The 15,820-nt window shown below is 47.2% G+C and carries 12 protein-coding genes, 1 tRNA gene and 2 rRNA genes (1 of these 15 cut by a window edge); 10 read left to right on the forward strand and 5 right to left on the reverse strand.

Annotated elements, in window-relative coordinates; all coding sequences use genetic code 11:
* A 23S ribosomal RNA gene (locus FY034_RS06705) occupies nucleotides 1–2,336 on the forward strand; it begins 621 nt to the left of the window's first position.
* A gap of 150 nt (nucleotides 2,337–2,486) precedes the next feature.
* Nucleotides 2,487–2,603, forward strand: a 5S ribosomal RNA gene (rrf, locus tag FY034_RS06710).
* 102 nt (nucleotides 2,604–2,705) lie between these two features.
* Here rrf and FY034_RS06715 read toward each other — a convergent pair.
* Together FY034_RS06715 and FY034_RS06720 are read right to left on the reverse strand one after the other, a co-directional pair.
* Nucleotides 2,706–3,380, reverse strand: coding sequence for an HAD family hydrolase (locus FY034_RS06715; RefSeq protein ID WP_265554623.1), 675 nt, complete (start codon nucleotides 3,378–3,380; stop codon nucleotides 2,706–2,708).
* An 84-nt stretch (nucleotides 3,381–3,464) separates the two neighbouring features.
* Nucleotides 3,465–3,872: a hypothetical protein gene (locus FY034_RS06720; protein ID WP_265554624.1), complete on the reverse strand. Its 408-nt coding sequence runs from the start codon at nucleotides 3,870–3,872 to the stop codon at nucleotides 3,465–3,467.
* Between the two features lie 243 nt (nucleotides 3,873–4,115).
* On the opposite strand from FY034_RS06720, the gene gap reads away from it, so the two are divergent.
* The 7 genes from gap (at nucleotide 4,116) to FY034_RS06755 (ending at nucleotide 10,640) form a co-directional block, all read left to right on the forward strand.
* Nucleotides 4,116–5,120: a type I glyceraldehyde-3-phosphate dehydrogenase gene (gene gap, locus FY034_RS06725; protein WP_012469674.1), complete on the forward strand. Its 1,005-nt coding sequence runs from the start codon at nucleotides 4,116–4,118 to the stop codon at nucleotides 5,118–5,120.
* Nucleotides 5,121–5,202: 82 nt separating this feature from the next.
* Nucleotides 5,203–6,396 (forward strand): phosphoglycerate kinase, encoded by a 1,194-nt coding sequence (locus tag FY034_RS06730; RefSeq protein ID WP_265554625.1) that lies wholly within the window; start codon nucleotides 5,203–5,205, stop codon nucleotides 6,394–6,396.
* Nucleotides 6,397–6,404: 8 nt separating this feature from the next.
* On the forward strand, nucleotides 6,405–7,160 hold the full coding sequence (gene tpiA, locus FY034_RS06735) for a triose-phosphate isomerase (RefSeq protein WP_265554626.1): 756 nt from the start codon (nucleotides 6,405–6,407) through the stop codon (nucleotides 7,158–7,160).
* A gap of 73 nt (nucleotides 7,161–7,233) precedes the next feature.
* Nucleotides 7,234–7,572, forward strand: coding sequence for a preprotein translocase subunit SecG (gene secG, locus FY034_RS06740; protein ID WP_265554627.1), 339 nt, complete (start codon nucleotides 7,234–7,236; stop codon nucleotides 7,570–7,572).
* Between the two features lie 50 nt (nucleotides 7,573–7,622).
* Nucleotides 7,623–7,709, forward strand: a tRNA-Leu gene (locus tag FY034_RS06745).
* A gap of 100 nt (nucleotides 7,710–7,809) precedes the next feature.
* On the forward strand, nucleotides 7,810–9,612 hold the full coding sequence (locus FY034_RS06750) for a site-specific integrase (protein ID WP_265554628.1): 1,803 nt from the start codon (nucleotides 7,810–7,812) through the stop codon (nucleotides 9,610–9,612).
* Between the two features lie 554 nt (nucleotides 9,613–10,166).
* Nucleotides 10,167–10,640 carry a hypothetical protein gene (locus tag FY034_RS06755; protein ID WP_265554629.1) on the forward strand — a complete coding sequence of 158 codons (474 nt, stop codon included), beginning with the start codon at nucleotides 10,167–10,169 and terminating at the stop codon, nucleotides 10,638–10,640.
* Here the strand turns inward: FY034_RS06755 and FY034_RS06760 are convergent.
* The gene (locus tag FY034_RS06760) at nucleotides 10,594–11,712 is read right to left on the reverse strand and encodes an IS4 family transposase (protein ID WP_265554631.1); all 1,119 of its coding nucleotides are present in this window, start codon (nucleotides 11,710–11,712) and stop codon (nucleotides 10,594–10,596) included. The genes FY034_RS06755 and FY034_RS06760 overlap by 47 nt on opposite strands.
* A 461-nt stretch (nucleotides 11,713–12,173) precedes the next feature.
* On the opposite strand from FY034_RS06760, the gene FY034_RS06765 reads away from it, so the two are divergent.
* Nucleotides 12,174–12,749 (forward strand): recombinase family protein, encoded by a 576-nt coding sequence (locus FY034_RS06765; RefSeq protein ID WP_265555229.1) that lies wholly within the window; start codon nucleotides 12,174–12,176, stop codon nucleotides 12,747–12,749.
* Between the two features lie 186 nt (nucleotides 12,750–12,935).
* Here the strand turns inward: FY034_RS06765 and FY034_RS06770 are convergent, their stop codons facing one another.
* Nucleotides 12,936–13,985, reverse strand: a complete 1,050-nt coding sequence (locus FY034_RS06770) for an IS481 family transposase (protein WP_265551327.1) — start codon at nucleotides 13,983–13,985, stop codon at nucleotides 12,936–12,938.
* Between the two features lie 190 nt (nucleotides 13,986–14,175).
* Nucleotides 14,176–15,819 (reverse strand): DUF6538 domain-containing protein, encoded by a 1,644-nt coding sequence (locus tag FY034_RS06775; protein WP_265554632.1) that lies wholly within the window; start codon nucleotides 15,817–15,819, stop codon nucleotides 14,176–14,178.
* Between the last annotated feature and the right edge of the window lies 1 nt (nucleotide 15,820).

Consider the following 15,820-nt stretch of genomic DNA (forward strand, 5'->3'; position numbering starts at 1 on the left):
ATGAGTCAGCGAGTTACTCTTACTAGCGAGGTTAAGTTCATGGAACGGAGCCGAAGCGAAAGCGAGTCTTAACTGGGCGTCTAGTTAGTAGGAGTAGACCCGAAACCGGGTGATCTATCCATGTCCAGGGTGAAGCGAAGGTAACACTTCGTGGAGGCCCGAACCCACTGGCGTTGAAAAGCCAGGGGATGAGGTGTGGATAGGAGTGAAAGGCTAATCAAACTCGGAGATAGCTGGTTCTCCCCGAAATATATTTAGGTATAGCCTCGGGGGTTCCGTGATGGGGGTAGAGCACTGAATGGGCTAGGGGCCTCACCAGGTTACCAAACCCAACCAAACTCCGAATACCATCAACGTATACCCCGGGAGTCAGACTGCGGGTGATAAGATCCGTAGTCGAAAGGGAAACAGCCCAGACCGTCGGCTAAGGTCCCAAATTGTATGCTCAGTGGAAAACGATGTGGAAATGCCCAGACAACCAGGAGGTTGGCTTAGAAGCAGCCACCCTTTAAAGAAAGCGTAATAGCTCACTGGTCGAGTGGATCTGCGCGGAAAATGTAACGGGGCTCAAGCATACAACCGAAGCCACGGACTTATATTTCAAAATATGAGTGGTAGGGGAGCATTGTGTAAGCCTGCGAAGGTCGACCGCGAGGACGGCTGGAGGTATCACAAGAGATTATGCTGACATGAGTAGCGAAAATGCGGGCGAGAAACCCGCACACCGAAAACCCAAGGTTTCCTACGTAAAGGTAATCTGCGTGGGGTTAGTCGGTCCCTAAGGCGAGGCCGAAAGGCGTAGTTGATGGGAAACAGGTTAATATTCCTGTACCTCTGGTTACTGCGATGGGGGGACGGAGAAGGGTAGGCGATCCAGGCGCTGGTTGTCCTGGTTCAAGCGTGTAGGGGGAGAAGGCAGGTAAATCCGCTTTCTCGTTAACTCTGAGACGTGATGACGAGAGCGTATGCTCATAAAGTCGTTGATCCCATGCTTCCAAGAAAAGCCTCTAAGCTTCAGGTAACTTGAGACCGTACCGTAAACCGACTCAGGTGGGTGAGGAGAAAATCCTAAGGTGATTGAGATAACACTGGTTAAGGAACTCGGCAAAATGACACCGTAACTTCGGGAGAAGGTGTGCCTCCACTAGGTCTAGCGATTTGCACGTGAAGCCGAAGGAGGTCGCAGAGAAATGGCGGTAGCGACTGTTTACTAAAAACACAGGACTCTGCTAAGTCGTAAGACGATGTATAGGGTCTGACGCCTGCCCGGTGCCGGAAGGTTAAGGGGATTTGTTAGCCGCAAGGCGAAGCTTTGAACCGAAGCCCCGGTAAACGGCGGCCGTAACTATAACGGTCCTAAGGTAGCGAAATTCCTTGTCGGGTAAGTTCCGACCTGCACGAATGGCGTAACGATTTCCGCGCTGTCTCAACCAGTGACTCAGCGAAATTGAATTCTCGGTGAAGATGCCGAGTACCCGCGGTAAGACGGAAAGACCCCGTGAACCTTTACTACAGCTTGACAGTGACATTCGGAATAGCTTGTGTAGGATAGGTGGGAGACTTTGAAGCTGGCACGCCAGTGTCGGTGGAGTCGTCCTTGAAATACCACCCTGGTTGTTTTGGATGTCTAACCTAGGCCCGTCATCCGGGTCGGGGACACTGTCTGGTGGGTAGTTTGACTGGGGCGGTCGCCTCCCAAAGAGTAACGGAGGCGCGCGAAGGTTCCCTCAGCCCGATTGGAAACCGGGCGTAGAGTGCAATGGCATAAGGGAGCTTGACTGCGAGACCCACAAGTCGAGCAGGTACGAAAGTAGGTCATAGTGATCCGGCGGTTCTGTATGGAAGGGCCGTCGCTCAACGGATAAAAGGTACTCCGGGGATAACAGGCTGATCTCCCCCAAGAGTTCACATCGACGGGGAGGTTTGGCACCTCGATGTCGGCTCATCGCATCCTGGGGCTGAAGTAGGTCCCAAGGGTTTGGCTGTTCGCCAATTAAAGCGGTACGCGAGCTGGGTTTAAAACGTCGTGAGACAGTTTGGTCCCTATCTACCGTGGGCGCAGGATACTTGAGAAGAGCTGTCCTTAGTACGAGAGGACCGGGATGGACGTACCGCTGGTGTTCCAGTTGTTCCGCCAGGAGCAGTCGCTGGGTAGCTAAGTACGGAAAGGATAACCGCTGAAAGCATCTAAGCGGGAAGCCTCCTTCAAGATTAGGTATCCCTGGGTGTAACAACCCCTGAAGGCCCGTTGTAGACCACAACGTTGATAGGCTAGGTGTGTAAGCGCAGTAATGCGTTCAGCTTACTAGTACTAATCGGCCGTGAGGCTTGACCATAAAAAAATAAATGGAAGGGGGGTGTTAACCCACCCCCCAACCTATAAAGCAATCGACTCCAAAAACTAAACAACTACAATCCCTCAAATGCAATTGGAAATCAATTCGGGTAAGCAGCCTGCCATGTGCTGTTGCTTGACCCAAAAGATTTCTGGTGGCTATGCCGAGGGGGCCACACCCGTTCCCATCCCGAACACGGAAGTTAAGCCCCTCTGGGCCGATGATACTGCACGGGTAGCTGTGTGGGAAAGTAGGTCGCCGCCAGAATTAATTACAGAAGCCCCGCCCAGGTATACCTGAGCGGGGCTTCTGCGTTAATCGTTAATCAAGAAGTCAGCCCTCTCCGCTGCATACTTGAGTAGTTAGTAGTTACATCCAGTTACCCTGAGAAAGTTGGGAGAGTGAGTGCACAATTGAATCTGCCTGCTGGAGTTTTGAGTCAGGGTAACTATTAGAAACAGCAACGACTTTCAGGCCGGCACCTTTGGCAGACTGAATTCCTGCGGGTGTGTCTTCTATTGCATAGATAACGCTGTTGGAATCAAGCTGATGGGGATAACTGTAGAGCAATTTATCCCTTGCGCCTATGTAGCTAGCTGGATCAGGTTTACTTTGTGGTACATCATCAGCTGTAACAATATGACTGAAAAAATCTTTGATTTTTAACTGTTCTAGTATCGGTATGATATCGCTTCGAAGTGCCCCGCTGCTAATTGCAAGCGGTATTCCCTGATCTGCCAGTTCTTGAATAAGTTCAATGACCCCTGGGTAGGGGGTGACGCCTTGCGTTACAACTTCTTCAAAAATAGCTGCTTTTTGATTAATGAGTAGTTGCAAAACGTCTTGGCTTACTTCTTTACCTGCTGTGTGAAACGCCTCCCTGAAGGCATCTCTATCATCAAATCCCATGTATTTATCAGTATATTCCTGCCAACTGTATCCCATCCCCTGCGGTTCCAGAATTGTCTGAAACACCTGGTAGTGAATCGGTTCCGTGTCCACGATGACTCCATCAAAATCAAATATGACAGCTGCTGGATACATGCTTATTGATGTCCTTTCATAGGCAAAGGGCAGGTATAAACTCCCTGCCCTTTGCATTACCACATTCTATGGTGAGCTAAAATACTATTTTTTGAATTTGGCTAGTGGTGATGCAATGTTTGCTGCAATATCAATCGATTTTGTCGGGTCTCCCTGACTGTCAGTGCCGCTGGCAATTTTAGCCCTGATCCTCGCGTTAACTCGCGCCAAATCAAGACCGGTAGAGGTCACTACTTCAGCGAGAACCTCTTCTGTTGCAATCAAATGATATGCCATATTCTCGACTTTTTGAACCAGTATATCGAGTGTTTCACTCAGAGTACCGACGAGGCAGGATAGTGTTGAAAGATTTTCAACAACCAGCTGTTCACCCGATAGATCCGATACGAGTGGTGTTGCCTTCTTGCGGGGGGCCTTCGCAGTAGGTTTGGGAGGAGTCGCTTTGGTTGGAGCCTTTACTGCTGCCTTTTTTGCCGATTTGTTGGTTGCCATGGTGGTAATGTCTCCTTTCATGATTGTAGATTACAGGTTGATAAGATTACATCAAAATTATTTATAGCGTATCACGGACTTTGGTCGGGTCAAGTGTCGTATGAAAAAAAGTGAACCGTAAAAGGCATTAGTTTTACGGTTGACGATTCGGGATTATGCATTATTATTAGTTCGGTTGACAGCTGGTCTCTTATTTGGATTCAGCAATGCATCGGTTATCATATTACATGAGGAGGAACAGGTATGGCTTTGCGCGTTGCAATCAATGGTTTTGGACGTATTGGCAGGATGGTTCTCAGAGCGGCTTGCAAGGATAAGAATATTGAATTTGTAGCTATCAATGACCTGACTTCTGCTGCCACCTTGGCGCATCTCTTTAAGTATGATTCTGTGCATGGTGTGTTTCCCGGCAAGGTGGAAGCAAAGGACGATCAGCTGATTATTAACGGCAAGGCAATTAAGATCTTTGCCGTTAAAAATCCGGAAGAACTGCCTTGGAAAAAAGAGAAGGTTGATATCGTACTAGAGTGTACTGGTATCTTTACTGATCGTTCAAAGGCCGAACTGCACCTTAAGGCTGGTGCAAAGAAGGTGATTATCTCGGCTCCTGCTACCAATGAGGATATTACTATTGTGATGGGCGTTAACCAGCACCTGTATGATCCTAAGAAACATAACATCATTTCAAATGCCTCCTGTACCACTAACTGTCTGGCTCCGGTCGCCAAGGTGCTGCATGAAACCTTCGGAATTGAAAAGGGTTTGGTCACTACGGTTCACTCGTATACCAATGACCAGAATATTCTGGACCTTCCCCACAAGGATCTGCGCCGTGCCCGTGCTGCTGCCATGTCAATGATCCCAACCACAACCGGTGCAGCAAAGGCTGTCTCGCTGGTGCTTCCAGAGCTGAAGGGGAAGCTGGATGGTATGGCTATCCGTGTGCCGACCCCGAATGTTTCAGTCGTTGACTTGGTGGTTACCCTGAAGAAAAAGACCGATGCAGCCAAGGTTAACGCCGCGCTGAAGAAAGCCTCAAAAGGTGCCCTGAAAGGCGTGCTTGGATACGAAGAGGCTCCCCTTGTCTCTATCGATTATAATGGCAATCAGCTTTCTTCGATTGTAGATGCCTCTTGTACTAAGGTACAGGATGGGAATCTGGTCAAGGTACTTTCCTGGTACGATAATGAATGCGGTTTTTCCAATCGCGTGGTTGACCTTATGAGACTGATTGATAGCAAAAAGTAGCTGTTTGATTATACATTGTCGGAGGGGGAGCTCTAGTCCCCCTCTTTTTTTGTCAGATGCCAATTTATAGCGGGAGGAGCTCATGCCGATTCGTTACATTGATCAATTGAAGGACCTGAAGGGGAAAAAGGTGTTTATTCGGGTCGATTTTAACGTGCCTCAGGATGAGAAGGGCAACATAACCGAGGATACTCGTATTGCAGGTGCTGTCCCTACCATTAAATATGCGGTTGAGCAGGGGGCGAAAGTCGTACTCGCTTCTCACCTGGGCCGTCCCAAAGGGGAAAAAAAGCCCAAATATACCATGGCTCCGGCAGCCAAACGGCTTTCCCAGCTGTTGGGTAAAAAGGTTGTGCAGGCCCCGGACTGTTTTGGCCCTGAAGTTTCTAAGGTGATTGATTCCATGAAGCCCGGTGATGTGGTGATGCTGGAGAATGTCCGTTTTTACCCGGGTGAGGAGAAGAATGACCCTGAGTTTGCCCAACAACTGATTAATGGCTGTGAAATCTATGTTAACGATGCCTTTGCTGTTTCCCATCGGGCGCACGCTTCGGTTGAGGCGATAACCAAGCTGGTGCCTACCATTGCAGCAGGCTTTCTGATGAAAAACGAAATGACCTTCTTTGATAAAGCAATGAGTAATCCGGTGCGTCCTTTAGTTGCCATTCTTGGGGGGGCGAAGGTCTCCGGCAAGCTGGAGGTGCTTGAGACACTGGTTAACAAGGTTGACAAGATTGTAATCGGCGGAGGCATGGCTTTTACCTTTCTAAAAGCCATGGGATACGGTGTTGGTAAATCTCTGGTTGAAGATGAACTTATTCCAACCGCCAAAAAGATTATGGATAAAGCGAAAAAGAAAGGGGTCACGTTTTATCTGCCGGTTGATTGCGTGGTCGCCAATGCCTTTGAGGCTAATGCAACCAACTTTGTCACCACAGTTCAAGAAATTCCTGAAGGTTGGATGGCTTTGGACATTGGTCCGGCCTCAGCAACGTTATTTGCCGAAACCTTGCGTGATGCCAAGACCGTTATCTGGAATGGGCCAATGGGTGTCTTCGAGATGGATGCCTTCTGCCGCGGCACATTTGCTGTTGCTGAGGCGGTGGGTAACTGCTACGCGACAACGGTGATCGGTGGTGGAGATACTGATGCCGCAGTCAACAAGGCAGGGGTTGCTGCCAAGGTCAGTTATATTTCCACCGGTGGCGGGGCATTTCTTGAGCTGCTTGAAGGCAAGATTCTGCCAGGGGTAAAAGCCCTTGATGTAAAAAAATAGGGGGCGCCATGCGTACACCGCTTATTGCTGGAAACTGGAAGCTGTTTAAGACGTTGGCTGAAGCAACAGCTCTGATTAATGAACTGGCGCCCCTGGTTAACGATGTCAAAGACGTCGAGATAGTTGTTGCACCGGTGTTTACTGCGATTAGTACGGTCGTAAGTGCCGCTGGAAAAACCGCTGTCAGGGTGGCGGCACAGGATTGTTACTGGGAGGATGAAGGGGCCTTCACCGGTGAGGTTTCGCCGAAGCTGCTGAAGGATGTAGGCTGCAGCCACGTCATCATTGGCCATTCTGAACGCCGGCAGTATTTTGGCGAAACGGATGACACCGTCAACCGCAAAACAAAAGCCGCTATAAGAACTGGGCTGACAGTGCTGTTGTGTGTCGGCGAGAGTCTTGCCCAGCGTGAATCAAACGACACCTTCAAGGTGATTGAGGCTCAGCTCCGTGGAGGGCTGGCTGATATCCCTGCAGCTGAGCTGCCGCATATTGTTATTGCCTATGAACCGGTCTGGGCGATTGGCACCGGTAAAACTGCCAGTGATACTCAGGCACAGGAGGTACATGCCTTTATCCGGGCGCTGGTCGCCCAGATCTATAGCCCGTCTGAGGCTGACGCAGTGCGTATTCTCTACGGTGGAAGTGTAAAGCCGGAGAACATCAACGGGTTGATGTCGCAACCCGATATTGATGGCGCACTGGTTGGTGGAGCAAGCCTTAAAGCTGAATCATTTGCAGGCATTATTCGATTTAAAGGCTGATTTCATGCTTTACATCCAAGTAGGCGCTGTGGTAAGAAATAAGCTTCATTTTTGAGAGGATGAGTAAACTATTATGACGACCCTCATTGCAATCCTGCATGTACTTATCAGCTTGTTTATAATTGGCGTTGTGCTGCTTCAGTCCGGTAAGGGCGCTGAAATGGGTGCTTCTTTCGGAAGTGGGGGCAGTCAGTCGGTGTTTGGTGCGGGTGGTGGAGGAAACTTCATGACCAAGCTCACTACTGCTGCTGCTATTATTTTTATGCTGACTTCCCTGACGTTGGCGTATCTTTCCGGGCATATGCCTGCATCTTCAATTATGTCTGGAAAACAGTCCCAGAAGCCCGCTCCTGTTTCGCCTGTGAAGCCGATGCCTGCAGCTCCGACTGCTCCGGTTTCCCCGGTTAAGTAGAATTTTGGTTGCTTTGTTTTGGCTAATCTGCTAAATATCGCAACTCTTGTGCCGAAGTGGTGGAATTGGTAGACACACCATCTTGAGGGGGTGGCGGGCGACAGCCTGTACGAGTTCGAGTCTCGTCTTCGGCACCAATGACTTTTGTAACATACTGTAAGTACTAAACTTTTTAGTGGTAAAAAATGAAGGCCGTTCCGTTTTTGTGCACAATTTTGCACACGCGGGAGGGCCTTTATGCTTTTCTATCTTCACAAAATTGGAGCCATTTACTATTATCGTCGGCGCGTCCCGGATGACATCCGTCATTATTTTCCGTACCCGGAAATTCGTCTTAGTCTCAAAACTGGCAACCAAAGATTTGCCCGCTCTCTGATGCGTGGACTGTTGGGCAAAACAGAAAAATTGTTTTTGCAGATTAGGAGCGGCATGCTTTCAGAGTCCATGATTCATAACCTTGTGTTAGATTTTATCTCTGAATCGCTTGGGCGACGTGATGAAATCCGCAAGGACATGGATTCCGCTGAGCACGAAATGCTGAGCGATTGGGCCAACGAGTTTGCAAGCGATGTATCGGAAACACATAAGCAGATGCTCGCCAGGGGGCAGATGTCGGGTTACCCTGCCATGCGCGTGCGCGAACTGCTGCAGGCAAAACAGATAGCATTTGATGAGCAGTCTCCCGCCTTCCGCCTGCTCTGCAGGGAGATACTTGTTGCTGAACAGAAAATCGCCGACACTGATGTCCGTCGGTTGGTGCATGGTGATTATCGAAGCGAGCTGGATGAACAGCTCCGTCGCCGTGGTGCTCTGCCAGATAACAGCGTTCCCCAGCCTTCAGAAGGCCTTGCGGATATTGTACGGGGGGAGTTGGAAAAAGTAATTCCGGTTTCACCATACCGTGATCTGCACCTTGCCCGGCTTATCGAACTATATGAAGAGTCAAAAGCCGGTTTCTGGACAAAGTCGACTGCAGAAAAGCTGCAGGGGGATCACCGGAAAATCCTTCACATCCTTGGTGATATCTCAGTTAGTGACATTACCCAGCAACTGGTCAATCAATTCTGTGCAGATCTTCTACACTACCCAAAAGCCATAAAAGGGAATCAATTAGAGACGCCCTGGCAGGAGTTGTCAAGGTCAGTGTCAGCACGGCTCTCGGAAAAATCCCGTACAATAATTCGTACCCAGCTTGCCAGTCTCATCAAGTACGCCAAAAATGTGCTGGGCTGCCCGATAGTCGGTGACCCTACCGTTGGTCTGGTGTCCAGCAAAAGGGGTAGAAATTATGAGGTGCAAAACCCACCGCAGCATGCTGTAGCATCTGGGCAGGCAGCGTCGGTTGAAGTGTCTGTTGCTGCAAAGCAGCGTGGCTTCTATGAACAAAACGAGCTTCAGGGGATGCTGTTAAAACTATCAAAACAAAACAGAGTTGAGAGGCCTGATAAATACTGGATTCCTCTTGTGCTGCTGTATACTGGTGCGCGCGCAAACGAAATTTGCCAGCTCAGAACTGATGACATTGTAACGGCGGGGGATATTCCGTTCATTTGTATTAAGGAGGATCTGGCACACCTTCAGTCGACAAAGGACCACAAAAATCGGGAGGTTCCGATTCATCCGCATTTGGTTGAGCTTGGTTTTCTTGATTACGTTCGGCAGCAACGGCGTCGGAAATCCGACCGACTCTGGAGCGCACTGAAGCCTGATAAAAAAGATAAATGGAACAAGCTGTTTGGCAACTGGTTTAACGGTACCTTGAAAAAATATTTTGTCAACGATACTAACCAAGATCTGCACACTCTGCGGCATACGTTTATTACTGCGATGGTTAGTAATGTCGATACGAGTTTTAAGAAGCTAGCCGTTTTAAAAGGGATAATCGGCCATGTTGATGGTGCTGATAATCAGTTAATGCAGCAACTACTGGATAAAAGTGAAATGACGCTCAGATATACGCATACGACACAGCAGGAAAAATTTGAGTATCTGTCGCAGCTTGATTACGGGCTTGATTTTAGTTGCCTCAAAAAATGGTAGTGACCCGACAGCCCGGCGTAGCCGGGCCGCAGATGATTTTTCCAAAGGGCGGGATTACTCCCGCCCTGCCCGTATGTAATATCAATAAGTTACGAACACCTCACGCACAAAAACATTAGCAAAAACATTAGCAAAAATCCAGTGAAATTTAGGGTTGGTTTCCAGGATAATAAAATATTGTTCTATTAATTAAAACACCTCCACAACCCAGTAAATACGGGCAATTCCCGCACGTCTTACAATAAAGCCACTATTTAATTCTGCCCACCAGAACAACACCCCTAAACCCTACCCCAAAAACTTTTTTTCATTAGAAATACTGGCGTTTAGTCATGCTTGTACGTAACTTGCTGTTATTGCTAATATAAAATTTCTAATAAAATTTTAAAAATTACCGTATACGATCTTTTAAAGACCATGACGACATGGTCTAGTCATCGCAATAAAACCGATAAAAAGATAATAATATCAGCTATATGATAAAAAATGATGTTTGCAGGTATATCAATATAGTGAGGATGAAAACATGGTGGAATTATCGCAAAGGATTAGAAATGAGAATTTCCCTACATTGGTACGAATTTACAATAAAGCATCTGACTGAAGATGCACTAAAAGAACTCTGCACATTGCTGGATATTCAGCTATCCGTATTTAATCTGCAGATTACTAAAACCGGTGAAATCTACCGCTATGCTGTTCCACATTCCGGCGTTGCTGAATCTCTCTACATCAAAAACCCGTCAAACCGTGAGTCATACGGTGTTGTCAAGATCAAGGGGAGTTACTGGGAGCAGAACCCAGACTTACCCTTTGACCTCCTGCATAAGTTCGCTAAAAAGCATCAGGGCAACACCAAACGGATTGACGTAGCGTTTGACGACGACAAGGGGAAGTTACCTTTCAGGGAAATTATCCGCGTATCCCACAAAGATTTATACAAACAAAACATCGTCGGGACCCACTGCTGTCCCATAGTTTTTAAAGCAGCGCCAGTTGAGGATTTGGCAATGCTTTCGTTGGTTTGAATAAGCTTTCCAGGTCTCTTCGTTCGAACAGATTGAGCTGTAATAACCGTAACATCTGCTGCATCGTGATGTTGATCTTTGACATGAACTTCAGCCAGGCCAGCACCAGGTACACGCATAGCGCTATCCAGATTTGCGTCAGCACGGCATTCTCCGAGGTGCCGTAAAACGCCTTGATCTTCAGGTTCTGCTTAATCCACTTGAAGAACAGCTCAATCTGCCAGCGTTCCTTGTATAATTCGGCCACCAGTGCCGCAGGGATGTGGTCGGCATTGGTGACGAAGCGGTACTCGTTGCCATCATCAGCCACAAAGTGAACCAGACGAAGGCTGCCCTTGACTCCTTTCAGGCTGATCTTCTGATCGGCAAGTACACCCTGTGATCTGCGACCCGGACGCTTCTTAAAGTACTCAACCAGGGCGTTGTCCTTGAGCCGGGCTACAAAGAAGATGCCGCTGTCCATCAGGGACTGATACCAGTTGTAGTCGGTGTAACCACGGTCGAAGACAACAAAGGAGCCGGTGGGCAGTTTGAGCATTCTGGCCCAGTTGATCTCATGCTCTTTGCCGGTGGTGACATCGAAAAACTCCGGCAGATAGCCGTCAGCGGAAAGACCGACATGCAGCTTGATGGCTCCCTTGGTCTTCTGGTAGCTGGCCCAGGGAAACACCTTCAGGCAGAGGTTGATGACGGTGGCATCCAGCAGGTACAGCTTGGCGTCCAGCTTGAACCGGTTTTTTGGCGCAATGGCCTGGCAACGGCCCAGCAGTTTGTGAAAGAGCTCTTTGTACAACTGGTGTGGCTGCTCTTCATTTACCCGAGCCAGTGTTGAACGGGGTACATCCTTGGTACCCAGATGGTAGAGCTTATGCCCCTGAACCTTGAGATTATCAACCAGATCACGCAGGCTTTTACGACCCGTCAGCTGACCAACCAGCATGGCGGTGAACTGGCTCCAGCGTGAAAAAGAGCGAAATTGCTGCCCGACGTGATGCCTGCGGGCGAGGGTCTCAAATTCATGTCTCTTGAAAAAACGAACAACTTGGTTAATGACTGTGTTATTATGTGCCACGGCTCTGATCTCCTCGTGTTTATTGGTGTTTTGGCGAACTCAATATAACACAAGTAGCTCTCAGAGCCTCCTTTTATTCAATCAAATTATGGGACAGCAGTGGGTCTGCATCAAAAGCCATAGAGTTTGAAGCAGAGAATAGAAGTAGTGAGGCACCGAAAGCACATATAGTAGATTTTATCATGAAACCCCCTCTCAATTTTTTTTTTTTGAAATTCTACCTGTTGAATGAAGTATGTCAAATGTGAAATTAACAAAAATAAATAATAGTACGATTTAAGTACACTTCATCTGACTGTCAGATACACCCTGATTTTGTGTCAGATATAAATGTACGAAAATAAATATTGACAGCCTCCCGATAATGTCTTAGATTTAAATCGTACACAATGACTTGTTAGGGGGACTCCATGAGAGCCAAAGGGACCAAAATTCAAAGCACACTAGCAGCAGCTATAGGTATGGAGAGCAACCACAAAGGCCAGCAGCTAGGATATATCCGCGTATCATCAGCCCTGCAAAACACTGACAGGCAATTAGCAGACCTGACCCTTGACCGTATCTTCACTGACAAACTGTCAGGAAAAGACACTAACCGCCCACAACTGCAAGAACTGCTGACATACTGTAGGCAGGGTGACACTGTACACGTACACAGCTTAGACCGCTTAGGCCGTAATCTTGACGATCTAAGACAGCTTGTGCAGCAGTTCAAGGCTAAGGGGGTAGCTGTAGTGTTCCACAAGGAGAACCTGACGTTTGCTGCAGGGGAAGACAGTAACCCCATGAACGAGCTGCTATTCAACATTATGGGTGCATTCGCTGCGTTTGAACGGTCATTGATACGTGAGAGGCAGCTTGAAGGGATCAGGATTGCACAGGCAAATGGAGCGTATAAAGGCCGTCCTGCTGCTATGACTCCTGAGAGAGTAGCAGAGATTAAGGCAAGGGTAGAGGCTGGAGAGAGCAAGGCGGGGATTGCTAAGGCCCTGAACATCAGCCGTGATACTTTATATCGTTACCTTAAAGAACTGTAACAATAACAGTATACTAGCATGGGGCGGACCTTTTACTAGGCTTATGCCTCATTTGCCCCCACCCTCCTGCTTTCGTATAAAACCATAATATCATTAAATAAAACATGGCTTTAGATTTTATTTTAGGAAAACCTTTTCTGTACTGAGATAGTATTCACCTGACAGTGCCCTTGAATGGTTTGTGATTTACGCTGCCAGTTTGTAGTCCTCAGTATCTGAATCGTCGTTCTTTGGCAAGCCGTCTATGAAAACTGCATAAGGTGTCCTGCCAAACATGTTTCTGCCCTGGTGTGGACGGTCGTAATTGTAGGTCTTGAGATAGGCTTCCAGATCAGCCTGCATCTCGTCCAGTGACTCGTACCATTTGGTACGCCCCATAATGCGGAAATGCTCGTCCAACAAGGTTCTGTGAAGCCGTTCAACAAAGCCGTTGCTCTGTGGCCTTCTGACCTTGGTTGTGCGGTGTTCGATTTCCTCAAGCTGCAAAAACAGCTCGTAGGGATGGTTGTCTGGCCTGCCGCAGAACTCTCTTCCGTTGTCTGACAAGACGGTGCTGATCTTGGCGTTATGCTCTTCAAAGAACGGCAGCACATCCTCGTTAAGGACATGCACGGCAGTGACAGGCAGCTTGTTGGTGTAGAGCCTGCCCCAGGCATAGCGTGAATAGCAGTCAATGACTGACTGCAGGTAGACCTTACCGACGCCTTTCAAGGTGCCGACAAAGAAGGTGTCGACAGCTACCAGATCGCCAGTATGCTTTGTCTCGATGTGGCGCTCACGAAACTCAGGGCTGAAACGCTCCAAGACGCGGATCTGTTCGTCTGAAAGTTCAAACGCCTGCTCTCTGACGCTCTTTTCAAGCCGGAGAAACCGTTCATGCTTGGTTAGAAGGCTGTGCCTGCTCCAAACGCCACGAACACCTCCAGAGCTAACCTGAATCCCTTTCAGCATCAGCTCATGGGCAACCCGAATAGGGCCATGGGAAGGATGAGCCAGGCAGTGATCAAGGATCGCCTGTTCAACAGCTTCATCAACCCGGTTAGGATGTGGGCCTCTGGCTCCAGGTAGCCGGTCAACTAAACCAGCTGAACCGTAGGTCTGATAATTACGACGGATTTCATAGAACTGCTGCCGTGAATAGCCCATAAGCTTACAGGCTCTGCTGACATTTGAGAGATCAGCGGCCAGGTCTAGCAAACTGAGCTTTCTTCGTGATACTTTCTCTGCGGTGGTCATACTGTTCTCCTTGATGGAAAAATGTTGTCTGAGCAACTTCATCTTTATCCATTCAAGGGCGGTATGGCCACCCCTAGAAAATGACCAACTGTCAGGTGAATACTATCTCAGTACACCTTTTCCAAAAATTTTTACTAACTAAATTTAGTTAAATAGCCACAACCAGCTGTTTTTGTTTAACTAAATTTAGTTAAATAACGCCAAGCACATGTTTTAATTTACTAAAATCAACATCATATTTCAGTCTTGAAACAACCTCACTGCAAATAATATCTCTTTGCTTACGGTAAACGGTTTCTCCCTTACCGCCTTTAATTACATGCCCCATAATGTCATCTATTGATCTGTCAACAAAAACACTGAGACCGAAATGATTTCCAGCTATTGCCATCTCAGTATAAATCATCTCTAGTGTCGTCCGAAATTGAGCCCGTAACGAGTATAAGACGAGCTTTTTATTGCTAGACACATGCTCATGTATAATCTGATTTAGTGCAACGCTAAGCGACCCAGAATAGTAACCGTCTTTAATGGAATATTTACAATTCGGGAAAACTTGACTTTCTGCTGATTGCTTTCCAATGTATTCAAGAAGACCTAAATCAATTAGATTCTGGTGAATTGGAACTCTTCTTTCTACTCCTGCCTCTCCTTTATCTGTTTTTACTGATTGTTTCCGCTCTTTATTATTTCTAGCCTCAAAAAACCACCTGTCACGCACCAAAATAATATCGTCTGTATAGAGTTGGGCTATCTCATTTGGTCTCATACCTGAGTGCATACAGATAATTGGTATCCATAACATTTCAGGGTGGTTAGTATCATAAGTCTCAGCTAGTGCATTAACATATGTTTGTAGTTGTTCATCCTCAAATATATCGCGTCTGTCTCGTTGTCTACCAACGGACAACCTCAATCCCTTGAATGGATTGCATATAATATTTTTTTTGTAGGCCGCATTACTCATAGCCCAGTTATAAGCAGAGCTTAGGTCTTCAAGTTTTTTGTTGACCGTTGCTGGTTTGAGTTTACTAGCTGCAAAGTACGACTTTAATTTTTCTATTTCCTCATCACCTATGCTAGCGGCATATACATCGTCTTTAAAACAATCATATATATTTTTGTACAAAGTCTTGTACGTTGATTGTTTTTTGTGCACCCTACCCTCATGCTTAGCTGTTTTTATCCAATCATCAACATACACCTGCAATAAGGTCTTTAATAATACCCCTTTAGGTTTTGGTTTTTGGGATTGCCACTCACTAATTTTACGCCGCTGATAATCTGAGTCATATTCTCCTCTGACACGCTCCGATATAATCTTGCAATAGTCTACATCAGCTTGAACTAATCCCCGCTTGAGTTGTCTATATTCAGCCGATTTCTTGATTTTTGCTGTTGGTTTAGTACCTGAGTTAGTCAGTAATCTGTCTGCTGTCTCGTCAAGCTCATCCAGATCGTCTGTAGCTAATTTTAGTTGATACTCTGCTACTGCGTTGCTAAAAGCCTCACTGCTCTCTTTTATTTTGGCAGGCGTAGGTCTACGGCTAGGGTCATGGGGTATTTGCTCGAAATATTGCCAGATACTTAAAGATTGCAATCCGTATTCTGCAACTAATCCCTCAATTTGTTCAGGCGTAATCATTCTAGACCTCACCAATAAAAATAATCCCTCAATCCAAGCATGAAAATGCCGGGCATAAATCCTTGCATGATCATATTTAGTAGATTTTAGAGACTTCCATATCTGTTTTTTACCAACAAATGCCTGTACGTCCAGAGGTACTGACACAATCAGTGAGTAATTTTTACCACGTTTGACTAGTCCCGTCATA

Origin of the sequence: Trichlorobacter lovleyi, assembly GCF_015239775.1 — a bacterium.
Taxonomy (GTDB): Bacteria; Desulfobacterota; Desulfuromonadia; order Geobacterales; family Pseudopelobacteraceae; genus Trichlorobacter; species Trichlorobacter lovleyi_B.